The following is a 25310-nucleotide window of genomic DNA, read 5'->3' on the forward strand; positions in this document are numbered from 1 at the left end:
TACGCTTACAGCTATGCCCGTCATAGCTTTATGGTTAAAGTTACACAATATCTTTCTGAGTCATCTTCGATATTCAAGCGATGCGTTGCCGGGAACAAAAGTTCCAGTCTTCGTTTGACATTTGTTAACCCCAATCCGCCTGTATTATTAACGGATTTAAGCATAGGTTTGGAGTTGATACATTTAAAGAAAAGTTCGTCATTTCTAACGTCGAAATACAGGTTTACATAAGACGATCTTGTTGCATCATTGTTGTGCTTCACAGCATTTTCCACAAACGAGATGAACAGCAAAGGAGGGATTTGCACGCCGCTTAAATCGCCCTCTTTTGAAATCAGGAAATCAAAACTATCCCGTCTTACTTTTTCCAAATTTAAAAAATCTTCCAGGAAACGAATATCTGAAGTCAGCAATACCCTATCTCTCGCACTGTCATAAAGTTGATAGCGAAGTAAATCGCTCAACTTCATCAAGACCTGCGAGGCCTTCTCCGGGTCCTTCTTTGTCAGCACATTGGCATTGTTCAGCATATTAAACAAGAAATGTGGGTTGATCTGATTTTTCAATTGCTCTAATTCTGCATAAGTCTTCGATTGTTCCAGCTCGTAGATCAATTGCTTATCCATCATTCCCTTCTGAAACAGTTTTATGGAAGCGGAAGCCGCTAGCAGCAGCACAGTCAGGAAGGAAAAAAGCGGGATATTCAGCCCATTTTCTTTATTAAAAGGATTAAAAAAATAACCACAAATAGCCACTACGACAAGGATACCCAGCACGGATAAGCAGTAGGCGATATTTCTATTCCTGAACAAAAGCTTCGGCACCAGCACATACATATTTACATAAAACAATATAATAAAATATAAAAATACCGCGATCGGGCTATCAATTACGGGAGTGCTATTGTACAAAACCGTACCTATAAAAACAATGAGCAGCAGATGCCGGAGTATCCTGAGGTCAGGTGAAATCAGGAAACGGAAAAGCACGTTTTCACTGATAAGTTGTTGATGGGTAAAATCATTCATCTATCAAATTGTATAGCACAAACTTAACAATAAATACTGTGGTCTGACCTGATTTTATACGAAAGTGCGTGCTTTTTATACGAAAGCAGGAGGCATTACAAAACGCATAAAACAAGAAATATATTTTGTAGTACCCCTGAGTACTTTGCTATAAAAGATACCGCGTTTGGTATAATTACAAAAAGGCGGTTATCCAAAGGGATAGTTTTGTGTTGAAATTGTAATTGTTAAATCGATTTTTAAAGGATGAGACATCAAATTATTTATACGCTGCTGCTTATAACCATTCCATTCAGGACCTATTCACAGGAGAAGGTCACATTGAGTGGCATAATCAACATGAAGACAAGCACCGAAACAATTATCGGCGCGAGCATTTTCATTCCCGGAGCAAAAGCTTCCACTATTACCAATTCGTATGGCTTCTATTCCGTTACGCTACCCAAAGGAGAATACACCGTCGTTATCAGCTGTGTGGGATTTGAAACTATTGAGGAACATATCGCGCTGACAGCAAATACCAGGAAGAATTTTTCGATGCTGGAAAAAAGTAAAAATTTAAATGAAGTAGTGGTAAAATACAATGGTTCAGCAAGCAACATCCAAAAACCGGAAATGAGTGTCAATAAACTTTCTATCTCCACCATCAAAAAGATGCCGGCAGTAATGGGCGAGGTGGATATTTTGAGAGGGATTCTGCAACTACCGGGAGTATCCAACGCACAGGAAGGAGCTACAGGCTTTAACGTCAGGGGCGGTTCAGTGGATGGTAACCTGATATTGTTAGATGAAGCCGTTGTTTACAATACTTCACACCTATTTGGATTCTTATCCGTTTTCAATGCGGATGTGATTAAAGATTTGAAATTGTACAAAGGTGGAATACCTGCCAATTTCGGTGGACGCACCTCATCTGTTTTGGATATTTATCAAAAAGAAGGGAACAACAAAACATATCACGTAACGGGTGGAATTGGTGCGATTTCGAGCCGATTATCGGCGGAGGGACCGATTGTAAAAGATAAAAGTTCATTCGTAGTGGCCGGCCGTACTTCCTATGCTCATTTGTTTATGAAACTGGCGGACAATCCCAACTCCATTTCCTTTTATGATTTGAATGCAAAACTGAATTTCAAACTCAATGACAATAACAGGATTTTCCTTTCGGGATATTTCGGAAAGGACAAAATGGATTTCAACAATTTTTTCAGCAACAATTATGGAAATTCATTCTTTAATCTTCGATGGAATCATATCTTTTCCGATAAATTCTTTTCCAATGCTTCGGTCATTTATAGTAAGTACGATTATGGCCTGAAGATAAAATATGTTGGCATTGACTGGGTGTCCGACATCCGTAATTACAACTTCAAGTATGATTTTAGCCATCACCTGTCTGATAAACTGGTGCTGAATTATGGCATCAATTCCATCTACTACCAGTTTAATCCAGGCACAATAAAGCCGATGGATTCCACATCGGCTATCAATCCCGACCAGATTGAAAAAAAGTATGCATGGGAAAATGCATTATATATCAGTGCCGAGCAACTTACGGATAAAATATCATTGACTTATGGACTGCGATACAGCTATTTCCTGCGGTTGGGAGAACAGCATGTAAATAATTATGCCAATAACCAGGCAGTGTTATTCAATCCCGAGCTACAAATTTATGAGGAAGGAAAGCCAACGAGTATAACGTATTACAATAAAAACAAAAAAATAATTGATTTTGGAAATTTAGAACCTCGTTTGGCAGTTTCCTTTGCTTTAAATGACGATCAATCTATTAAGGCGAGCTATAACCGGATGAGCCAGTACATCCATTTAATTTCCAACACTGCTTCCGTATCTCCACTGGATATCTGGGCGCCGAGCGACCAATACCTGAAGCCCGAAATTCTTGACCAGGTTGCATTAGGTTATTTCAGAAACTTCCGCAATGGAAAATACTCCCTGGAAACAGAAGCTTTCTACAAGAAAATTGAAAACAAAGCAGATTACATCGACGGCGCCGAATTGATTGCCCAAAAAGCCATAGAACAGGTACTGCTAAATGGGGAGGCAAGGGCTTACGGCCTCGAGGTGATGCTGAAGAAAAATACGGGTAGGCTGACGGGCTGGCTTTCCTACACACTTTCTAAAGCAGAGCAGCGCACACCAGGAAGAAATGCAGAAGAACCTGGTATTAACAACGGCAAATGGTATCGCGCCAATTACGATAAAACCCATAACCTTTCACTTACCGCCGCCTATCAACTGACGAAAAAATGGAGTTTTGGCGGCATTTTTACCTATCAAACAGGAAAAGCGGCCACCTATCCCATCGGTAAATATCAGTACCAGGGCATCACGATTGCGAACTACGGAGTGCGAAACGCTAACTCGCTTCCGGCTTATCATCACCTGGATCTATCCGCCACCTACACCCCAAAACCCGACAGTAAGAAAAGGTGGAAAGGTGAATGGGTATTCAGTATTTATAATGTTTACGGTAGAAACAATGCCGCCTCTCTTATGTTCGAGCAAAACAAAGAAACAGGGTTGAGCGAAGCAAAGAGGATATCCATTTTCGGTATCATACCGGGTGTGACTTACAATTTCAAATTCTAATGCTAACAAAAATGAAAAGTATACTTAAATACCTGGTTGTTCTGTGTTGCTTCTTTCTGCTGTCCTGCACAAAGGTAGTGAAAGTAGATCTGGAAACAGCAGCGCCGAAATTGGTCATTGACGCATCAATTGATTGGATAAAGGGCACGACAGGCAATGAGCAGAAAATCAAGCTCTCCACCACCACCGGATACTACAGTCCGGCATTTCCAACAGTTTCAGGAGCCGATATCGTTATAACAAATTCAACAAACACCGCTTTTAGCTTTATAGAAAAGCCCGGTACCGGAGAATACATCTGCTCCAACTTCCATCCGGCTATCGGGGAAACCTATACGTTAAAAGTAATTCTAAATGAGGAGATCTATACCGCCTCCGAGACGTGTATCGGTGTACCCAATATTGAAAATAATATTGAACAGAATAATAAAGGCGGATTTGGAGGTGATGAAGTGGAAATTAAATACAAGTACCAGGATAATGGCAATGAGGAAAATTACTACTTACATCGTATTCTGTCACCTGTATCAGTGTTTCCGGAGTATAAAGCCCAGGATGACCAGAACAGTCAAGGCAACCTCATGCAGGAATATTTTTCAGACAAAGATCTAAAGGCCGGAGACGCGATAAACATCAGACTGTATGGGATTTCCAGGAGATATTATGATTACTTCAGAAAACTGTTAGCGGCATCCGGGGCAGAGAATGGCCCTTTTCAGACAACGCCAGGTTCGGTGAGAGGAAATATTATCAATCAAACCCATTTCGCAAACTATGCTTACGGATATTTCAGATTATCGGAAGTGGCCGTAAAGGACTACACAATACAGAAATAAACGTAGATTAATGAAACAAACCAGACACAAAAAACCTGCGCAGTTGTAGTGCGCAGGTTTTTGTGTCTCCCGTGAGCCTTATCGTGCTATCCGCCACGCAGGCTTTGTTACTTTGAGATCTTTACAGTAATATTCTAAACTGTAAGACAGTTTAGCGTTTTAAACTATACTTCCATATATATTGAGACAGGGCTTCTTTATTGATGCTATTTACCATAAACCTCCATATCAGTCCCTTGATGGAACAAAAGTGAACCGTTTCTTCAGCCGCAAAAATGGCTTTTCAAAGAACCGGTAGGAAAGCACAGAAATAGTGACTGTAAAAATAAAAGCCGTTACAAACCCGACACTGTTTCTCCATTCGTACAGATGGAGGAATTTACTGAATGCTACCAATTCTTTGTTAAAGGTTTTATAAACAAGCCAAAAAAAGGAAATATGGAAAACATAAAGACCATAGGATATGCGGCCTAAATAAACAATAGGCCTGGGCAAAAACTTCTCCGGAAGCCCCAATAGACTTAAAAACAGTAAAATTACGCCGGTTAGTATCAACAGCCAACCAGTTACAGACTCAAATACATTTGACAAGTGGGGGGCATCGGCATGAATACCACACACCATGGATGCCACCAACCAACAACATAACGTGGCGAAAATCATAAAAAGACGTATGACCGGCGACCATTGCGGTAACTTGCCTTTTAAGTAAAGAGAAAGCAATATGCCCGCTGAAAAGAATTGGAATTGTACAAAGCTGTTAGTCCACGCACTGTTAAAATTATTTGTTGGATGCAACCCATAATAAATGATGCACACATAAGCGATACCAAAAAATAGAAAAGCGGCGATTTTCAATCCCAGGCGTCCTCCATAAGCAGCAAGCAACGGAATCAATATGTAAAATTGTTCTTCAACAGATATACTCCAAAGTGGATTAAGCGGATAAGCAGGAAGCCACTCTCTTATAGAAATATACCAGTTTCCGGCAAAAAGCGTAAAAGCCAGCCACGCCACAGGTGGCAAAGCAAATTCCGGGAAAAGAGGCGTTAAGAGCACCCATCCAAAAAAAACCAGGAAATAAAGCGGCCAAATACGCAGGATACGCCTGATATAAAAAGATTTCGGGTGCACTTTCCCCGTCTGCTCCCGTTCACGGGTCAATAATTCAGTTATTAGAAAAGCACTTAACAGGAAAAATACCGGAACCCCGAAATTACCGAGCAGACTTATATTATGAAACCAATAATACTTTGTTTGGTCAACAGGTGCAAGATCTAGCCGATGTACAAAAAACACACATAGAAAAGCTATAAAACGCAGGGCGTCTAATTCTGGTCGATAGTATCGCTGGGTTGTCATATCATTTACGTTATTCTACTATGCCACAAAATAGGATTTTATAAACAAGGATTTTGAGAATTTACGCAGGTCGGCAACTATTCGTGGTAAGTTACTTTTTTACGCAGTTTTTTGACCATTGGGAGGCATTTGGATGTTTTAGTATTATCAATAACATTTGTAAAAGCATAGAAGCCGCGTAAATCACGACTTATGCGCCGCCGAAACGATGACCAAAAAACTTATATCAGTACCCCGTAAAAGCAGAATATAGTGTATATTGAGATTTCGTTAACCATTGGATTTGCATAATGAAATATACTCCTCTTCTTTTTTGTCTTCTATGTTTTCATACTTTTTTATATGGACAACCTGACACCAGCCGGGAAGCATTGGCGGCTAAGGCCGGGTTTTGTCATCTACGGGAAGAGTATAAAACGGCTATCCGGTTATATGAACAGGCTTTCGCCATTAAAGCTCCTGATCCACTAGAGGCCTATAAAGCAGCAGAAGCCTATGCCCTCGACAACAATACGGAAAAAGCGTCTTATTATCTTCATATAGCCCTGGAAAAAGGATGGACAGAAGCCGACTGGCTTTTGTCTGACCCTTATTTCGACCACCTGCGCCAGACAGATCCCCGGCAATGGAAGGAAATAACGACAATAGCGATTGAACGGGAAAAACAATTGGAAAAAACGCTTCGGTTACCCCAGGTAAGAAAGGCAATCAATCAAATGGTGTTGAACGACCAGTTCCTGCGGCGTAAACGGGTACTGGAAAAACAGCCGCAACAAATAGCGCTGATAGACCGGCAAATACAGGCGTGCGACAGTACCAACCTGCTGAAAACGCAACAAATCATCCGCCGGTATGGATGGCCGCTTATCCGCGATATTGGAAAAGATGGACAAAATAACCTCTGGCTGCTGGTGCAACATGCAGATCAATATATCCCATTCCAGAAAAAAGCGCTTTCTCTGATGGAAAAATTCAAGGGTACTGACCAGATCAATAGTGAAAACCTCGCTTTTTTATATGATCGGGTACAATGCAATCTTAATCACCGCCAGTATTATGGTACACAGGTGGAGTGGGGAGAAAATGGAAGCGCCTCCGGATTCAGGCCAATCAGAGAAGAGGATAAGGTGAATGACAGGAGAAAGCAAATGGGCATGAGACCTTTAAGCCTATACAGCCTGACATATGGTTTCGCCTATACGAACATCGACCAGGTACAAGCCATGGCACAGGAGCAGGCCGCAACCATTCGCTGCAAAAACTGGATAGATTCTGCGCTATTATACTATAAAATCAAAGCATTTAGCCAAACCTACGACTATTACAATCTGGCATCTACGATACCCGACGGTATGAGCAATGCGGAAATGCACAATGCTGCCGTGCTATTTGCAAAAATATTTAACGAAACACACGAAGATAAGTACGCAGGCATCTCCACTGATTTTCTTTATCTGCTTTTTCTCAGAAAATACCTGACTGCTGGTATGTTAAAAAACGAGCCCGCTTTCCAACAGCTCCATCATCAAAAATGGAGGGAAATATCCGGACAATTGAAATAATCAGGGACTTATTTACTGCCACTGTTGGTAGTAAATACGTTCAATGCCGGACAATCTCACGATCGCCAAATGCGATCTTTATAGCGTAAATTAGGGCAAAAAAGAAAACCCCACGCTGAGCGTGAGGTTTGCAATCTTCCAGTGATCCCCTTGGGACTCGAACCCAAGACCCATACATTAAAAGTGTATTGCTCTACCAACTGAGCTAGGGAATCCGCTACCACCTTGATTATTAAGGGGATGCAAAAATAAGAATTATCCCATCACCACCAAATTTTTTTTCAAGAAAAAATAAAAATAACTTCGGCGACTATATGAAAAAGTACCTCTACCTCGTCACTGTAGCCGTGACCCTCTATGCTTGCAGCTCCGAAAAAAGATACGCGTATACCTACTCCCGCCGTGCCGACGGCGTACTGGAAACACACGAACGCGTAGAAGAAGGCGGCTTTAACATTCCCTGGAAAGTTAAAAAGAAGAAGCAGGCCGTTCACCCCAGCATGGCCTTTGTAGAGTCGGTAAAGGAATACCGGCGCACCTTTCAGCACTTTCCGCAGGATATGTGGAACCTCGAAAATATGAATGACCGCAGCAGGAATGCATTTAAAATCATGAAGGAAATGGGGTTCAATGAGCTGAGCCTCGACTATGTGTACATCGACTCCTTTGTGGTGGCATTTACGCATAAACCGGTGTATAACCAGAAACTGGGGCATACTACGCTCAGCGGACAGGATGTTACCGGTAAATTCATTTTTACCTACAACAGGGCTGATTCTTCTTTCAGCTATATCCGGAAACTGAACTAATCAATGCGCGCAGTGCGGCGAGATCTGGATCACTGCGTTGGGGCAATACCAGCGTATATACCATGTTGCCCGCAAGCTGGCTGACAGCTTTATACTGCATGAAATGCACAAAGGTAGAAAAAAGAAAACCCTCCTGCATATGCAGGGTACTGATCTCAAATAACGCCAGGTCGGTGGTGAGCCCTGTTTTTAATACCTTGGAAAGCGCTTCCCGGGCGCTCCATAACAATAACCCGCTTTCATAGTGTGTAAAAGGCAGCGACGCTACCAAGCCGGCTTCATGTGCCGCCAATGCAGGCAGTTCATGGTCCGGCCGAATCTCTTCTATATCTACGGCCATCGGATGCCACTCAGGATACACTACCGCAATAGCCTGTGGACCGCTATGCGAAATGCTTACCTGTACATTGTTGTGGCCGGGACAATCCAGCACCGGCTGTCCGAATACCCCAGGGCGGATACGTATCAACGGCGCAGCCACGCCCGTAAAATGAGAAGCCGCCAGCTTTGCAGCATGGCGGCCCAATAAATATTGACGCCGGGCAACACCGGCTAATGTAGTATGTTCATCGGCATGGAGAAAATGATCCTGCCTGGCCTCCAGCTCCTGTGGCGTCACAGCGGATATGGCTACCGATACCGGGAAAGACTGCCCCTTGCGGGTCACCATTACAGGCAGGTAGCTACTATTCGTCCATTCCTTCATGGCGTTGGTCTCCTTTGTCGGTTTTACTGCTGTTAGCTACCATCGTATTGATCGTATTGATCTCCTCTTTGGTGAAATAACGCCATTTACCTGGCGCCAGGTCTTTAACAGTGAAGTTCATGATACGGATACGCTTCAGCGCTACCACTTCATATCCCAGCACTTCACACATACGGCGTATCTGGCGATTGAGCCCCTGCGTTAGAATAATACGGAAACGGTTGGCACCCTCCTGCTGTACAAAACACTTTTGCGTTACTACCCCCAGTATCTTCACCCCGCTACGCATGGCTTTCACAAACTCCAGGTCTATGGGCTTATCTACTGTTACAATATACTCCTTCTCATGCTGGTTGCCCGCTCTCAGTATTTTGTTCACAATATCACCATCGTTGGTCAGGAAAATCAGCCCTTCCGAACGCTTGTCCAACCGCCCTATCGGGAAAATCCGCGACGGGTAGTTGACATAGTCGATGATATTGGTCTTATCCTTCAGATCCGTGGTACAGGTAATGCCTTTGGGCTTGTTGAGCGCAATATACACGGTGGATTTCTTCTTCTTCAACGGCTCCCCGTCTACTTCTACCACATCCCCATCCTTCACGCGGTTGCCTTTAGACGCAATGTTGTCATTGATCGTCACCCTACCCTGTTCTATATATTTATCCGCCTCTCTCCGGCTGCAAAAGCCGGTTTCGCTGATATATTTATTTACGCTGATATCCATAATACCCTTAAAATCTCCTGCAAATTACTTAAAACCGCGCAAAATGCCTTAGTTCATACTCAGCTGTTGCAGGATGGTAGGATCCTGGATGTCGGTGTCCCTTGCCAGCAGCAATACCTTGGATATGAGTTCGGCCGATTTAGGATCGTCGTCTATAAAGGGCAGGAATATCCGGCCACGGTGTTGGGAATGCACCGGTAATACCGACAGGTACCTTCCGGGCAGCTGGTGCGCTACCGCGCTGCCCAAATGCACGCTGTACTCGCCATGATGCCCCTTGATACGCGCGTGATTACCGGCAATCGTTACGTTATCTATTTTGAATAAACGCAGCGTTTCCGTCAGCAATACCCGCCTCATTTCAATGGAAGAATGACTGGCCTCCGGATCTACCCCGCCTACATGCGCCACACTGACTACCAGGTCGATATCCCGCATCACTTCACTGAATATTAGTGGGGAGATCTGTTCAAAAGCTATTGCCTTACCGGTTTTCAGGTCATGAAAAACGATGGTTTCCAATGTAGGGCTCTCCACTTCTGCCGGCGAAAACCAATCTGCCATGGCGTATATCTTCGCTACAAATCCTTCTTTGTGAAATACTTTCTGCAGTCCTTCTTCATAATCTACTTTCCAATGCCGCGATTTCAGCAAGGCTACAGTCTGACTAGGCTGTACCTGGTGCCCGGCATAACGGCGGGATACAGACTTCTCCGCCAGCTCATCTGCCACCGGCACATACAGTTCCCTGAAAATCTGCCGGAAGGGCTGTTGCAGCTCCTTCTCAAAAGCATACCGCTGATAATTACTCCACACGCCCAGTTTGTACAAGTCAACGCAATGCGCAATGCGCACCTCGTCACCTTCAGCAAGAGAGTATTCCTGTCCTTCCGGCGAACGTAATATGCCATTGTGGTAGAAACCGTGGCTTTCGCCAGATACGTATACCAGCTTTTCCAGGTGTTTGCTGATCACCGGGTGGCCAAAGAGATTGGCCAGCTCCGGAGCTAAAAAGGCATCTCCCCGTACCATGGCATCTTCCAGGGATTTCCGCGAACGGCTGAACTGCTCTTTCAATATCTTTCGATATTCTACCAGCTCCTCTACTTTCTTATCTTTTTTATACTTCGGCGGAATGGCCTTCAGGGGCTTATCACCTTTAAAGGCCACTACATCGGCTACTCCCGATTCATCTATCACCAGCCCGATGGTAACATCATTGTATTGCACCTGTGTTTCGCGGGATAATATCTGCTGTACCTGCCTGGTTTCCATGGCCCAGGTCAACCGAAGCGGATCTGCATACCCGGCATTGCGGGCCAGGTTCTCCATTGCAATGCGGATAGCCAGTGCTTCACTGCTTTGCTTCTGCGCGCCAAACTGCCGGCTCTCCTTCTTAAATTGTTGCAGGTATTCGTAACGGCTCAATACATCCTTTGCTGCATTCGCCTTGCTCAACGGAATCAGGCCATACATGCGCAGGTAGTCCTGGTCACGCTTCTCCTTTATCTTCTGGGTAACTTCCTTAATCCTGATATCGCCGGTGATAACGTCGGCGTATAAACGTGCACGCCGGTGTTCATTCCCATCGCTGATATATTTGGCGGCATCATATACTACCTGCCAGCGCTCCTTCCCTATTTCCTTATAGGCTTTCAGGAACCATTCCTTATCTACCGCTCCCGCTTTGAAATCAGTCAGGTCAACAGCCGAATAACGGGCAATTTCACTCTCAGCTTCTGCATTCTGCTCTGCCGCACCAGATGATTTTGTATGTGCATGCATCCACCAGATAACTGCATCTAACCCTTTCCAGTTAAGATATTGGCTCGCAAAACGCTGCCATTGCGGCGCATACACTGCCGCTTCAATCAACTGCTTTTCACTTGCTTTTATTTGTTTCACGGCCGCATTGAAATCTTCCTGCGTATCCGTTGGCAGCGGGAAGCATTTTTTTAACAATGAGCTAAACTGTTGCTGCTTGTTCAGGGCGGAATTATTATAAGTGTAAATATAACCTCTCGATAAGGCGGTTTTACCGAGACCGGTTAATATCTCCGTCAAACGCTGAATACCATATACCACTTTCAGTTCCTGTACAAACTGCGTAACCGGTGTAGCAGAATCGCCACGCTTCAACTCTATGTCCAGGAAATGCTGCCGCAGTCGCTCAAATAAAGGCGGCAGGAAGGCAAACGTGTTCATATAATCAAACACATTCCTGGCTGGCTTGGCTGCTGATAAGTGGCGGATATTTTCCTGGCTGATCATCCCCCGGTATAACTCGCTTTCACTGATCAGGCCCTGCTGGTAAGCATAACAGAAGATCGTAAACGGAGGCAGGCTGGAGGGAATGCTTTCCGGCAAACCGCTAAACTGCCGCCAGTGATATAATTCCCAGCAAATGCGGATTTCATCGGGCGTACAACGGTTAAAATTGACGCCCTGCAGCAGTTTATTCAACACTCCTACCGTTTGCCATCCCCCACGGGTATGTGGATATACCTTACCATCTGAATGGTACTGCAATACTTCCGGCGTAAACGAGGCAAACAAGCGGCTGCAGGCCCCCAGCACAAAAGCATTGCTCTGCTCAAACGGATGAATCAACGTCAGTGCCCCGATGATTCGTGATACCGGGTTGCTCCACCGGTAGTGATATTTCCCACGCAATTCTTCCGAAAACATCTGCTCCATAGTAGGATAATAAGGCCTGGTCAGTGCCAGCCAATGCGGCATCTGCTCGCCGTTATCTGGCATCACATAATTTAAGAGAAACAGATCTACTGGCTCCAGTTGATGATCCTGGTACCACAGCTCCCATACTTCCGGTAATGGATAAGCGGCATACTCTGCTTCCGGTGTTTCAAATCTATAAGTGTAGGGCTTGTTCTTATTTACCCCGTTAATCAGCAATACTTTCTGGCGGCTATTATCATATTGCTCTACTTCATATTCATAATCCCCATGCGCTTTAAATCGTCCATACAGGTCATCTAAAGCGGCACGTATCGTTTCCACCGGTTTCGAAAAACCATATTCGTTTTTACGCAGGCACTGTGCGTAGTAGTCATTTTCACCCACCACCGGCGCTATCACCGGGGTAATAGCTCCCGGGTCATACAGGCCGTAACCATTCTCAACATTATACGATAAGGTGTCCTCGTCGGCCGATAACTGTGCCAGCAACACTTCTTCCTTTGCTGCAATATTTTTCCGTTCCCTAAAGGCCGCTTCCCACTGATCGATGGCCGCTTTCAGCCGGCCTGCCTTTTTCAGCTGCACGGCAATATCCAGTCCTCCTAAACGCTGCTCGGCATCGCCCTGTAACAAGGCCGTGGCCGTAGCCATCACTGCTTCATCACGCTGCCGCAATATCAACTCAATCGCCTGTCCCCGGGCAGTGGCGCCCTTGCGTTTCAATAGCTCTATAAATACAGGCATCTCCGTTACGCTGAACTGCTCCCCGGTCAATGCCCTGAAGGCCACATTTACTACGTATTCGCCCCGGTCCCTCAGCAGGCGTATGGCCAGGTTGCGTTGAAATGGGGTCAATGCCAGGAGCTCCGTTTTATCTTTCCAGTAATAGGAAGAATGCTCCGGGAATACCAGTCGCGTCAACTGTTCCCGCAACGACACATCCATTTCATCGAAATACTGTAATACGATATCCAGGCGATCCTGCTTATCCAGCACCAGCCTGATCATAGATTCCAGCGCATTATTTGGATTGAACTTAATATTCATCCAGGAAAATACTTTGCCGGTAAATACCTGTTCTTTTTTGCTGCCACTGCGTTGCACAACGGCATGCAGGCGATCAAACAATCCCGGGAAATGTTCATTGTAACTTCTCGCGCTGCTAAACAACATACTATTGATCGCTGTTAAAGCCATGCCCAGCACCGCTTCCTCCTTATCTTCCAGGGCCTGGTAAAACAGGGGCATATCTATGTTGTAATACTTCGTTTCCCCGGCAAACTTCAACGCGAGGCAACGCTTCTCTGTATCCCCTTCTTCGAAGAGCCGCTTCAGCAAAGGTGTTACACCGGCAATGTCATATACTCCCTGTGCCCATAAGGCCGTGTACACGTCCATGTTATTTTTGCTTTCTACGGCTGCAGGTATCTGCGCAGGCGTTTCCAGGTATTGGTGTGCTTTTTCGAGAAACTGTTTTACAGTGGTTTCTTTTTCAGACTCCCAGCCTAAACCGGCCCACACATCTATCGCCCTTACTACGGAAGAAAAACGGGCCATTTTATGGTCCAGCAGCACTTTTATCATGTATCGCAAGGCAGGTAAACTGGTTTCATCCAGCGCTTCGAGAATCGTTTGCCGTAGCCCTTCCTGGCGCTGCGCTGCGATCAACAGCTTCTCTACCAACATCCAGGCTTCCTTTTTTTCACTGAGCAGCAAAGCTTTGATAACAGGCCGTGTTACTTTGCCTATACTGTCTTTATTGAAAATAATAGCCTCCAGGAGTGGCAGTAACCCCTCATGATCTTTATCTATCGCCGCTGCCCATAGCCGGAACAATGCGGGGTTCTGCAATACCTGGTCGTACCGTACCTGTTCAGGAATGCTCAGATCATAACAGGTAGTAACGGTTTTGGGCGTATACAACACCTGGTAAGCCTGTGGTAAGGTTGTTACCAGGAAATTGAGCTGGTTCACCAGGTACATTTCTCGGTCATGCGGTGCCGTAAATGATCTCCGGCCACTGGACGTCTGGTACATCTGGAAAGGTATTTTCTCCCATGCATATTTTACATACGCCGCCTTCTCTTCTCCAAATATATATACCAGTAAATTCCATGCCTGTGGAGCATTCCAGTCGCCTGGCGCCAATAATTCCGCCATGCGGTTATAACGTTGACTCTTATACGTAACCGGCTTACGGTATGCAAAATTGTCCGGCGGTTGCTCCTGGGGAGATTCATGAATAAACAGCCATCCTAATTCTGCCATTTCTTTGGTTAACAAGGGATGAGCGGCGCCATGGGCATACACGGCATCCAGTTCCGCTGTCATCTTCTTCAAATAATCAGGGAGTTCCCGGCTTTCCAGGAATTGTTTAGCATCCATAATAAAAGGTCTTTGCTATGAGTGATGGGTTAAAATAATGCTTCTCTACCAGATGCTGCCAGCGAGAAAGGTTAACCTGACAAAGGTAATAACTGTATGGCTATTTAGCGAAAAATGATCCGCTAATTTTTTAATTTCTTCGTCATCGATAAATACGGCAAAAAGCCCGTCGGCAAATGCCTGCAGCGCTGTTTCCTGCGCTTTTTCCCTGTCGGCTTTATGCTCATTGTAGATACTGCCAAAACCGGCTTTACCGGTGTTCACAAGATCGGCGACCTCGCTCCCTGAAAGAAATGGTAAGAGGTTTTTCTCCAATGGTTTACTGTTATAGGCGGCTACCTGTTGGGCTACCACGGCGAGCAACAGCTCACGGAGAGATGGATGATCCGGTAAATCTGCTATTTCCAGCATTTGCCTGTCTATCAACGCATGCTTTCTCCCGGGTTGTTTTACACTAATCGTTATTTGCATGTCAACTTCACTTTGGGTCCCGGCAAATCTAACGGAAAAACCAATGTATCCCAAGCCGTTACTTTGATCTTAACGGGGAAGTAATTAACTTGTTTATCGCAATTGCCCGTCCACCACATGAAACAGACGCTAACCCTTGCCTTACTCCTTTTACTGGCAGGCAGCTTCCGGCTGTCGGGACAAGTACAGCTGCCTTATATCCTGAATGGCGCCGCTACCCAGCGTACCTGCAACTGCTATATTCTCACACCCGATCAGCAGACAACCAGCGGTACGGTATGGAATAAAAATAAAATTAACCTCCGTCAATCTTTCAACTATGTATTTGATGTAAACCTGGGTTGTAAAGATGATAACGGTGCTGATGGTATCGGGTTTATCCTGCAAACCAAAGGCACCAACCTGGGTGCTACCGGCCAGGGTATTGGTTTCAAGGGCATCTCCCCCTCCCTGGGCGTGATCATCGACACCTACCAGAACAACGATGAAAATGATCCGCCCTTCGACCATCTCGCCATACAGATGGATGGCGTTACCGACCATCTCAGTAGTAATAATCTCGCCGGACCGGTTACCGCGCTGGAAAACAGCAATAATATTGAAGATTGTCAGTGGCACCTGTTTCGTATTCAATGGGACGCGGTACGGCAGCAGATGGAGGTGAGCATGGATAATGTCTTACGACTTACGCTCAACAAAGACCTGGTGAAGGATATCTTTGGCGGCGACCCTGAAGTATACTGGGGTTTCGCCGGTTCTACCGGGGGTTACTCCAACCTGCAACAGTTTTGCGCTGCGCTGCGGCCTGCATTTAATTTCGATGCGGGGCAGATATTCTGCGACGGTACGCCTATCCAGTTCAAAGACTACTCCAGTTCCTTTGGCGCTATCACCCATTGGTGGTGGGATTTGGGAGACGGAACCTTTTCTTCAGCCCCGCAACCACCGGCACACCTATACCCATCGGCCGGACATTACCAGGTAAAACTGGTGATTGCCGACAACAGCGGCTGTATCTCTGATACCCTGAAAGCGCCTTTTACCGTAGGGGCATACCCGGTGGCCCGCTTTGATCCGGATGTACTGTGCCTGGGCGGCCGCATGACCATGAGCGATCAAACCACTATTGCCGTAGGCGCGCTGAAAAAATGGGAATGGGATTGGGGAGACGGCACTACCAGCAACAGCCAAAACCCTTTGGCGCCCTATGCCACGACCGGCGCCCGTAACATCAGGCTTACCGTTACGTCAGAACAGGGATGCGTAAACGCCGTCGAAAAATCCGTCCTCGTAAGCCAAACGCCCACCATCAGCGGCAGCGGAGAAAATGTATGCCTGGGCAGCAGTACGCATTTCCAGGGTGTTAATTTCACTCCAGCCACGCCTGTTACTTCCTGGCATTGGGATATGGGTAACCAGGCTACCCTCACAGGCATACAACCCACTTATCAGTATCCTGACACAGGTCACTACCAGGTACGCCTATACGCTGTAAGCAGCGATGGTTGTCCCTCGCCGGAAATTAATATACCCGTTACCGTTACTGCGGTATATGCCCGTGCTGGCAGGGATACCATTGTGGCCAGCGGACAGCCCTTTCAGCTGCAGGCACAATGGGGCGATGACCGCCTGCAATATACCTGGTCGCCCTCCATAGGTCTGAACAATCCCTACATCTCCAACCCCGTGGCCTTATTGCGTAAAGACCAGACCTATCGCCTCACGCTCGTTTCTCCGGAAGGTTGTCGCGATGAAGACCAGATCAACGTAAAGGTATATGAAGGCCCGGAGTTTTATGTGCCCAATGCTTTCACGCCGAACAACGACGGGCGCAACGATGTTTTCCGGGTAATCGCTGCCGGTGTACCGCAGTTGGATTTCTTTATTGTCTGGGACCGGTGGGGACAGGAAGTTTTCCGCAACAATAGCTTGCCGGGCGGTTGGGATGGTACCTGCCAGGGACATCCGGCTCCGGCAGGTACCTATGTCTGGATGGTGCAGGGGGTCGATTATACAGGCCGGCGATTCAGCAGGAAAGGAACGGTAACGCTCCTCCGTTAATTAACGCCTACCACTTCATAACCATATCGACCATTGCTGGAAAATGGCATATAGTAGGTGCCGTTATACACCACATACTGCCGGCCGCTGATGATCACTTCCTGGGCGCCGGCAGGCAATTCATATACGATCGCACCTGATGGTGGCGCTACTACCTCGAAAGAGCCATTGCCATTATCAATATAAAATACGCCGCCATAGTAATAGTAATTATACCCTCCTACCGATACAGTGGTGTATCCCGACGGCAACGAATAAACGACAGCGCCCACCGGGGCCGGCACTACGGCATAACCTCCGCCCGATACTGCCGGTGCATAATACACGCCCTGGTCGTAGTAATATTGGCGTTCCTGGAAACTGATAATAGCGGCGGTAGTCGCTAGTGCCACTGCCCAAAAGCCTATCGGGTACCAGCTGGGGCCCCAGTAATAAGGGCGGTAAGGATGGTAGTAATACCTATAACGGCCCGGATAAATTCTCCCGGGTGGCTGGTTAATGATCGTTACCCGGCCGCTCCTGTCGCGGTAACGGCTCACCGTGATATATTGCTGGTTGACCTGCACATTCTTGTAGTAATACCGGTTAATCTGCGTGTTATTGACGGTTACACGGCCACTACCGCCCGACTGATGAATAGCGGGCCTGGCGGGTGGTGGTTTAACCCCTGCCCCGTTGCCGGGTCTGCCGGATGTTCCTTCTCCAGGTCGTGTAACCGGTACAGTGGGTTTACCTGGCTGTTCTGGTCTTACCGGCCTGTTCTGGGCAGGTGGATTGCCGCCTGGTCGTGCAGGATTCGTTGGCTGAGAAGGGCGTACGGGGCGGTTTTGCGCGGGTGGATTCACCGGCCGGGTAACGGGCTGCTGTGGAGGCCGTACCGGTTTATTCTGTGCGGGTGGATTCACCGGGCGGGTAACTGGCTGTGAAGGTTGTGCCGGCCGCACCGGTCTGTTTTGCGGCACCTGCTGTGGTGGCCTGGCAGCTGGCTGCGAAGGTGTAGCAGCAGGACGTTGCGGCCTCGCCTGTGGCGGTGGCGACGCAGGTCGTGGCGCCGGTGTGGCAGGACGCGGCTGCTGCGGATCCACTCTTTGTGCATAGCTGTTAATACTGCATATACCTAGCGACAAGGACAGTAACACAGCAACAGAAAATCTGGCAATGGTCAATTGCATAGTTCAGGTTTTACAGATAAATGCTTTCTATCTACTTAACACCTGCTATGCCTGATTGTTGCAGCTAATCTGTTGCCATGTTATTTACAGCCGGTCAAATACTTCTTTCAGTATTTCGTAGGAGTGCAAACGATCTTGCTGATCGTAAATATGTGCGGTTGCTATCACTTCATCTACCTGGGTATCTTCCAGGAATTGCTGTAACCCCTGTTGTACCGTGGCGCCGCTGCCTATAAAGGAACAGGCAAGCATCTGCTGTGCATGTGCGGCTTCATATGGCGTCCATACGCCTTCCATACTATCTATCGGAGGGCCCATGCGACGCAGGTTTCCGCGTATGATACCGAGGAAAAGCTGGTAGAAGGATGTCGCCAGGCGGTTAGCTGCAGCATCGGTATCTGCAGCAATTACATTCACACAGGCCATGGTATAGGGCGCCTGCAGGAATTCTGAAGGCCGGAACCGTTCCCGGTAAATTTTAAACGCGGTATGCAGCTGTGCGGGTGCAAAATGGCTGGCAAAGGCGTAGGGCAAGCCCATAGCGGCTGCCAGGTGGGCGCTATCAGTGCTGGAGCCTAATATCCAGATGGGAATAGCCAGGCCCTCGCCGGGAATAGCCCTGACGGCGCTGGTATGATTATCAAAAGAGAGATATTGCTGTAATTCCTGCACCTGCTCGGGGAAGTCGTGCCCGGCGCCGAGCCTGTCGCGGCGCAATGCGCGGGCCGTTACCTGGTCGGTGCCCGGCGCCCTGCCCAATCCAAGGTCTATGCGCCCGGGATACAGGGAAGCCAGCGTGCCAAATTGCTCAGCTACTACCAGCGGCGCGTGGTTGGGCAGCATAATACCACCGGAGCCCACGCGAATGGTGCTGGTGCCACCAGCAATATACCCCAGTAAAACAACGGTGGCAGAACTGGCTACACTCACCATGTTATGGTGTTCTGCCATCCAGAAACGTTTATATCCTAATTTTTCAACGTGCTTAGCCAGGCGCATACTATTCTGAAAAGCCTCGCTGGGCGTTTGTCCTTCCAATACCGGCGCCAGGTCTAATACTGACAACGGACGTTTTATTCCTTGCTTACTCATACTACAAACTATTTGTTGATTCGTTGCGCTAATTTACAACAATGCCCCTGCCCGAAGGCGGGTTGATAACCTGTAGGTAAGCGAGCAGGGGTCAACAAACGGTACGGTGGCCTTTTTAATAGATCAGCACTGCCAGCAGGATAATATAGATCACCAGTTTAATGATCCGCCAGCGATTGGTACGGAAATGCCGGGGACGCGTGAAATCAATATTAATGCGCTTCATGAAGTAATGCAGTTGCCCCCTTTGCAATAATGTCTTTAGCTGTCCCCATTCATTACTGCACCGGATCAACGTCATATAGTATCCCACGCTCAGGTCCTTGTAACCCATACCTGATGCACGGATATAGTTGATCACCATGTCGATCAACGGAATAGCCACTAATAATATCAGCCATTTCTGCCAGCTGAGATAAATAAAAAACAGCGGAGCACTCAACAAGGCCAACAGCATCCCCTCTATGGGATTGGGAAATGCATACCAGCTGAATTGCTTAAAACGCGATAGCAACAAGGCCATACCGGCGCCGTAGCGCGTAAAGCGGTCGTAATGCGGCTGCCCATAATTCCACCAGGGATGCGTTACCCGCGCTTCCTTTACACATGTAAACTGCGTGTGATGTTGCATACTTAACCTGGCGCCCAGGTCCACATCTTCTCCCCCACCAATCGCTGATAACTCCGGTGAAAAGCGCAGGTCGCCCAACGCACTGCGTTTATACATAATGTTGGCAGTAACGCCCCATATAAACTGATCTTTCTTGTTAGCGATGGTAAATATGCTGGTAAGACCCGCCACCGTTAAAGCACGGGTAAATGAATTCTCCGGCGCCGGGAAATCTGTCAATCCAATAAAACCAATGGCCTCTTTTTTTTCACCGATCACTTTTACATACTGGAAAAGCAAGTCTTCATCTGCTACAATATCATCGTCCAGGAATAGGATCCAGCTGCCATTTCCGGCGTCTATTCCTTTATTGCGGGTTTCACCCGGACCAATATTCTTCGTATTAATAATGAGCTGTATCACGCCTTCCCGCGCCATTTGCAGGAGTGTTGCTCCGGGCTTTACACCCGGATTATCTGCCACGATATAATAGTTAACCTGCCATCCGCCCGGCTTCGGCAAGCGAATCAACGGCAATAAAAACTGCTCATCCAATCTAAAAGAAGGAATGATAATATCAATGGAATCAGTACTTGTGAACATAGTGCGCGAAGATAAATAACATTCTTTTCCGTTCCGTAAATGAAAAAAAATATATATTTGCGCCCGAATATTTGTTAACCTGATTAATTATTTAACCCCAATGGAACGAAAACTCGCGTCCGTAGTCGTCATCGACGACATTGCTCCCATACCAGGTGCAGACATGATAGAAGTAGCCACTGTAAAAGGATGGAAACTGGTTATCAAGAAAAATGAATTCAAGCCAGGCGATCATGCCGTGTATTGCGAAATAGATTCTTTTCTGCCCGTTATACCTGCCTTTGAATTCCTGAGGAAAAGCTCCTACCGGAAAATGGGTGAAACAGAAGGCTTTCGCCTCAAGACCATGAAACTACGTGGACAAATATCCCAGGGGCTTTTGCTGCCTATCAATGTGCTTACCACCAACGCGTATGAGCTGGGAGAAGATGTAGCTGCGCAATTGCAGATCGTCAAATATGAAGCGCCCATACCCGCTGCCCTGGCCGGTATCATGAAAGGTGGATTTCCTTCTTTTATCCCTAAAACGGATGAAGAAAGAATCCAGAACCTCAGTGCCTTCTATGATACCTACCTGGCCCACGCCTGCTTTGTAACAGAAAAGCTGGACGGCTCTTCTGTTACCTACTATCACCGCAACGGGGAATTTGGCGTATGCTCCCGTAACCTGGAGCTGACAGATACACCGGAGAATACGCTCTGGAAGGTGGCAAGAAAGCTGGATATAGCCGGGAAACTGGCAGCGCTGGGAAAGAATATAGCCTTACAGGGAGAAATGATTGGTGAAGGCATTCAGGGTAACCCGTACGCGCAGCATGGACAAGCCATTTACTTCTTCAATGCATTCAACATCGATACACAGGAATACCTGTCCATGCCTGATTTCCTGGCGCTAATCCGCGACAACGGCTTACAGCATGTGCCTGTACTGGATACCACTTTCCAGCTGCCGGCAACAATGGATGCCCTGCTCTCCCTGGCGGAAGGCGCTTCCCTGCTGAGTCCCGCTCATGGCAAAGTAGAACGCGAAGGGCTGGTCATCCGTTCGGCCGACCGGCGCATATCTTTCAAAGTGATATCCAATAAATTCCTGCTGGAAGAAAGATAGCTGTGAAAGCGGAGCGCATAAAAAAAGGGGTGGTAAGAATACCTCCCCTTTAATATTTTAAACTATCCTATGAAAACCTGATGTAAAGATATACCCGTTACCGGTAGTTTAAGCAGGAATTTGGTGAACGCGTCATTATTGTCGGTGAATGCGCTAAAAAGGCATGCGTTAACCAACACTTAACAATTGTACACTACTACTAAAATGACGGGAAGGAAATACCGGTGATATCATCACGAAATTTGGGACATGAAAAAGGGGGTGGCAAGACTACCTCCCCCTTAATATTTTAACCTATCCTATGAAAACCTGTTATAAAGATACACCCACCAGTAATACGTACTAATGTGAACTTCGTGAATGCATCATTATTTCAAGGGAATGCATTAAATAGACCTGCCTTAACCAATGATTAACACGAATACCGTATTCTTCTTCTATTTCACAGTTCGCTAAAACCCTGTAGCTACAAGCATTTCAGGGCATAAAAAAAGGGGTGGTAAGAATACCTCCCCTTTAATATTTTAACCATATCCTATGAAAAACCTGATACAAAGATAACAACCTGCATCATTGCCAAATAGTCTTTTCCGTGAACGCATCATTATAATTCGTGAATGCATGATATCAGCCGGCATTAACCGGCAATTAACGTACGACATGAAATTTAACGGTGATAAATACACTTGCTACAAAAATTATCATCCTGATAGAACATAGACGTGTACGACATTTCAGGGCATAAAAAAAGAGGTGATAAGAATATCTCCTCTTTAATTTTTTAACCATATCCTATGAAAAACCTGATACAAAGATAGAGGCCTGCTTCATAGTGAAAATACTTTTTCCGTGAACGTATCATTATAACTCGTAAACGTACGATATCTGCATGCATCAATAAATATCCGCAAAATGACAGGTGAAGAAAAACGTCTAAACAACACTTGCAAGAGAAAAACAGCATTCAACACAACCCTTTACTGCACTACATTTCAGGGCATAAAAAAAGGAGTGGCAAGACTACCTCTCCTTTAATATTTTAACCATATCCTATGAAAAACCTGATACAAAGATAATCGCATGCATCACACTGCCATTACTTTTTCCGTGAACGCTTTATAATAACTCGTAAACGTTCCATATCTGTATACATGCATTTATATCCGTGTGTAAGTATCGTAGAGAAGGCGTTAAAACAACACTTTAAAAAACAGGTTCCTGGCTACTTTTTGGGGCATAAAAAAAGAGGTGGTAAGAATACCTCCCCTTTAATATTTTTAACCATATCCTATGAAAAACCGATACAAAGATATATTCATAGACGTTAGCTATACGCTTAATTTGGTCAACGCATTATTATTGTCCGTGAACGTAGCAGATCAGTTGTTGTTAACCAATCGTTAACAAAAACAACGATTAGTTGCCCAGGGTTTTCAAAGCCAGGTAAGACATCAGGCCTGCACCGGTTTCCAGCGATTGTTCATCCGCATCAAAGGTGGCGGTATGTAAGCCCGATACGATGCCCCTGGCCTCATTACGTACCCCTAACCGGTAAAAACAGGCATCTGCTACCTGCGAATAGGAAGCAAAGTCTTCCGCCGCCATCCAGATATCCAGGTCAGTAACCCGTTCAGCCCCCAGGAAATCGACTGCATGCGCCCTGCTGGCGGCAGTGAGCTTATCTTCATTGATCAGCACGGGATATCCGCGTTCAATTTTGATATCACAGCTCCCCTCCATGCTTTCCGCAATGGATATGGCCATCCTCTTAATCTTTTCATGTGCCGCCTTACGCCAGTTTTCGTCCAGCGAACGGAAAGTGCCTTCCAGTCTCACCTCATCCGGGATGACGTTACTGGCGCCATTGGCAATCATCTTACCAAATGACAATACCGACGGCGATAAAGGATTGGCGCGGCGACTGACGATCTGTTGCAGTGCAATCACCATATGACTGGCAATCAGCACCGGGTCTATACCCAGGTGAGGCATGGCGCCATGCCCCCCTTTTCCTTTTACGGTGATGGTAATTTCATCGTTGCTGGCCATGTAACAGCCTGCGCGAAATCCCACCATTCCTACTGGCAGCTCCGGCATCACATGCTGTCCCAGCACATGGTGTGGCCGTGGATTTTCCAGCACGCCTGCCTTAATCAGCAAGCTGGCGCCACCGGGGATCACTTCTTCTGCCGGCTGAAAAATAAATTTCACCGTACCAGAAAATTTAGGCTTCATCTGGCTCAGGATACCCGCTACCCCCAGCAGGGAGGCGGTATGTACGTCGTGGCCACAGGCATGCATCACCCCGTTATTCTGGGAGCGATACGACACCTCATTCAGTTCATAAATGGGCAATGCATCAATGTCGGCCCGCAAAGCCACCACCCGGTCGGATGGCGCCGCAGTTCCCTCCAGTAAAGCAACGATACCGGTATCTGCCATCCTTTCAAAAGGAATCTGAAGCGCCTGCAGTTTTTCTTCAATAAAAACCGCCGTCTGGTATTCCCGGTAGGAAAGTTCTGGATGCGTGTGCAGGTGGCGCCGATTGGCAGTGGCCTCCCCCAGCAAACCGCTGGCTAATTCCCGGATTCGTTCTTTAAGCATGTGACAATAATTTTTTTATGCTGTCTTATGATAAAAATTCTTTGATAAAGCTATCATCTGTCAGATGCGGGTAGGCCGCAGTTACCCCCCACCTGCATCTTTATAACCCCCAATGATACAATTTTTTATCCGCCAAAACAGGCCAGCGAGATATCCTCACAAATTTCCTTGTAAAAAAGTGTGGAAACGTATATATTTAGTCCCGCTTTACGACCAGGAACGCAGTTTTCAAGCGTTTTCACCATCACGAGCTAATAAAAGATGAAAGATTCCCGTTCTATTACACAAAAATTATTTCCATGGCAGTGAACAGAAGATCCGCGATCAAGCAGCTGCTGTATGTTTCAGCCGGTATGGCCTTGTTGCCCGCCTGTTTGCAACATACCAGCAGGGCATCGTTGACATTAAAAAACATTTCAGTCGACGGCGACCAGGAGAAGATGCTCGCCGAGCTGGCAGACACCATTATCCCCCCTACTACCACCCCGGGCGCCAAGGCGCTGTCCACCCATCTGTTTACCCTCATCATGATGGACGACTGCTACAAAAAAGAAGAGCAGCAACAATGGATGAATGGACTGAAAGCATTTGAACAGGCTAGTAAAAAACTTAACGGTCGCAGCTTCCTTGAAAGTACCGCACCGCAACGAGAAGCATTACTTAGCTCCCTGGAGGCAGCCAAAGACAGTAAAGATGACCTTTCATTTTTTTACAGTGCTACCAAACGCCTCACCATTCAGGCTTATACGCAATCCAAATACTTTATGACCAACGTGGATATCTATGAACTGGTACCCGCCCGTTATAAAGGTTGTGTACCATTTAAACCCTCGGCCAGAAAGACCGCCTAACTTCTAA

Annotated in this window: 17 protein-coding genes and 1 tRNA gene; 7 read left to right on the forward strand and 11 right to left on the reverse strand. The window is 46.6% G+C overall.

What is annotated here, in order from left to right:
• Positions 1 to 20: 20 nt before the first annotated feature.
• Complete coding sequence (locus HGH91_RS06450) at positions 21 to 836, reverse strand: sensor histidine kinase (protein WP_247651661.1); 816 nt, start codon at positions 834 to 836, stop codon at positions 21 to 23.
• Between the two features lie 438 nt (positions 837 to 1274).
• Here HGH91_RS06450 and HGH91_RS06455 point away from each other — a divergent pair, with 438 nt between their 5' ends.
• Together HGH91_RS06455 and HGH91_RS06460 are read left to right on the forward strand one after the other, a co-directional pair.
• Positions 1275 to 3644, forward strand: a complete 2370-nt coding sequence (locus HGH91_RS06455; RefSeq protein WP_168737600.1) for a TonB-dependent receptor — start codon at positions 1275 to 1277, stop codon at positions 3642 to 3644.
• A 77-nt stretch (positions 3645 to 3721) separates the two neighbouring features.
• Positions 3722 to 4480, forward strand: a complete 759-nt coding sequence (locus tag HGH91_RS06460) for a DUF4249 family protein (protein ID WP_317166806.1) — start codon at positions 3722 to 3724, stop codon at positions 4478 to 4480.
• A gap of 228 nt (positions 4481 to 4708) precedes the next feature.
• Here the strand turns inward: HGH91_RS06460 and HGH91_RS06465 are convergent, their stop codons facing one another.
• Positions 4709 to 5842: an acyltransferase family protein gene (locus HGH91_RS06465; protein WP_168737602.1), complete on the reverse strand. Its 1134-nt coding sequence runs from the start codon at positions 5840 to 5842 to the stop codon at positions 4709 to 4711.
• 290 nt (positions 5843 to 6132) lie between these two features.
• On the opposite strand from HGH91_RS06465, the gene HGH91_RS06470 reads away from it, so the two are divergent.
• The gene (locus HGH91_RS06470; protein ID WP_168737603.1) at positions 6133 to 7404 is read left to right on the forward strand and encodes a DUF6624 domain-containing protein; all 1272 of its coding nucleotides are present in this window, start codon (positions 6133 to 6135) and stop codon (positions 7402 to 7404) included.
• Between the two features lie 142 nt (positions 7405 to 7546).
• Here the strand turns inward: HGH91_RS06470 and HGH91_RS06475 are convergent.
• A tRNA-Lys gene (locus HGH91_RS06475) sits at positions 7547 to 7619 on the reverse strand.
• A 99-nt stretch (positions 7620 to 7718) separates the two neighbouring features.
• Here HGH91_RS06475 and HGH91_RS06480 point away from each other — a divergent pair.
• Entirely contained in the window at positions 7719 to 8213 is a 495-nt protein-coding gene (locus HGH91_RS06480) for a hypothetical protein (protein WP_168737604.1), read from the forward strand.
• Here the strand turns inward: HGH91_RS06480 and HGH91_RS06485 are convergent.
• Genes HGH91_RS06485 through HGH91_RS06500 form a run of 4 tightly spaced genes read right to left on the reverse strand, consistent with a single transcriptional unit; the run spans position 8188 to position 15202 of the window.
• Positions 8188 to 8919, reverse strand: a complete 732-nt coding sequence (locus HGH91_RS06485) for a 4'-phosphopantetheinyl transferase family protein (RefSeq protein ID WP_168737605.1) — start codon at positions 8917 to 8919, stop codon at positions 8188 to 8190. The genes HGH91_RS06480 and HGH91_RS06485 overlap by 26 nt on opposite strands.
• Positions 8900 to 9646, reverse strand: a complete 747-nt coding sequence (gene rluF, locus HGH91_RS06490; protein ID WP_168737606.1) for a 23S rRNA pseudouridine(2604) synthase RluF — start codon at positions 9644 to 9646, stop codon at positions 8900 to 8902. Before rluF ends, HGH91_RS06485 begins: the two co-directional genes overlap by 20 nt.
• Before the next feature lie 48 nt (positions 9647 to 9694).
• A complete protein-coding gene (locus tag HGH91_RS06495) occupies positions 9695 to 14731 on the reverse strand; it encodes a DUF4132 domain-containing protein (protein ID WP_168737607.1) in 5037 nt (1678 codons plus the stop codon).
• Positions 14732 to 14776: 45 nt separating this feature from the next.
• Positions 14777 to 15202: a hypothetical protein gene (locus HGH91_RS06500; RefSeq protein ID WP_168737608.1), complete on the reverse strand. Its 426-nt coding sequence runs from the start codon at positions 15200 to 15202 to the stop codon at positions 14777 to 14779.
• A 117-nt stretch (positions 15203 to 15319) separates the two neighbouring features.
• Here HGH91_RS06500 and HGH91_RS06505 point away from each other — a divergent pair, with 117 nt between their 5' ends.
• Positions 15320 to 17263, forward strand: a complete 1944-nt coding sequence (locus HGH91_RS06505) for a lectin-like domain-containing protein (protein WP_168737609.1) — start codon at positions 15320 to 15322, stop codon at positions 17261 to 17263.
• Here the strand turns inward: HGH91_RS06505 and HGH91_RS06510 are convergent.
• From HGH91_RS06510 to HGH91_RS06520, 3 genes are all read right to left on the reverse strand, one after another.
• Entirely contained in the window at positions 17260 to 18435 is a 1176-nt protein-coding gene (locus HGH91_RS06510; RefSeq protein ID WP_168737610.1) for a DUF6515 family protein, read from the reverse strand. The two genes, HGH91_RS06505 and HGH91_RS06510, sit on opposite strands and share 4 nt — an antisense overlap.
• An 84-nt stretch (positions 18436 to 18519) precedes the next feature.
• On the reverse strand, positions 18520 to 19527 hold the full coding sequence (locus HGH91_RS06515) for an LLM class flavin-dependent oxidoreductase (protein ID WP_168737611.1): 1008 nt from the start codon (positions 19525 to 19527) through the stop codon (positions 18520 to 18522).
• Positions 19528 to 19642: 115 nt separating this feature from the next.
• Positions 19643 to 20740 (reverse strand): glycosyltransferase family 2 protein, encoded by a 1098-nt coding sequence (locus HGH91_RS06520; RefSeq protein WP_168737612.1) that lies wholly within the window; start codon positions 20738 to 20740, stop codon positions 19643 to 19645.
• Positions 20741 to 20840: 100 nt separating this feature from the next.
• On the opposite strand from HGH91_RS06520, the gene HGH91_RS06525 reads away from it, so the two are divergent.
• Positions 20841 to 21848: an RNA ligase (ATP) gene (locus HGH91_RS06525; protein ID WP_168737613.1), complete on the forward strand. Its 1008-nt coding sequence runs from the start codon at positions 20841 to 20843 to the stop codon at positions 21846 to 21848.
• A 1416-nt stretch (positions 21849 to 23264) separates the two neighbouring features.
• Here HGH91_RS06525 and HGH91_RS06530 read toward each other — a convergent pair.
• Positions 23265 to 24452 carry a M20 family metallopeptidase gene (locus tag HGH91_RS06530; RefSeq protein WP_168737614.1) on the reverse strand — a complete coding sequence of 396 codons (1188 nt, stop codon included), beginning with the start codon at positions 24450 to 24452 and terminating at the stop codon, positions 23265 to 23267.
• Between the two features lie 299 nt (positions 24453 to 24751).
• Between HGH91_RS06530 and HGH91_RS06535 the strand changes: the two genes are divergently transcribed.
• Entirely contained in the window at positions 24752 to 25303 is a 552-nt protein-coding gene (locus HGH91_RS06535) for a gluconate 2-dehydrogenase subunit 3 family protein (protein ID WP_168737615.1), read from the forward strand.
• Positions 25304 to 25310: the final 7 nt, after the last annotated feature.

It is taken from the genome of Chitinophaga eiseniae, assembly GCF_012641265.1.
Taxonomy (GTDB): Bacteria; Bacteroidota; Bacteroidia; order Chitinophagales; family Chitinophagaceae; genus Chitinophaga; species Chitinophaga eiseniae_A.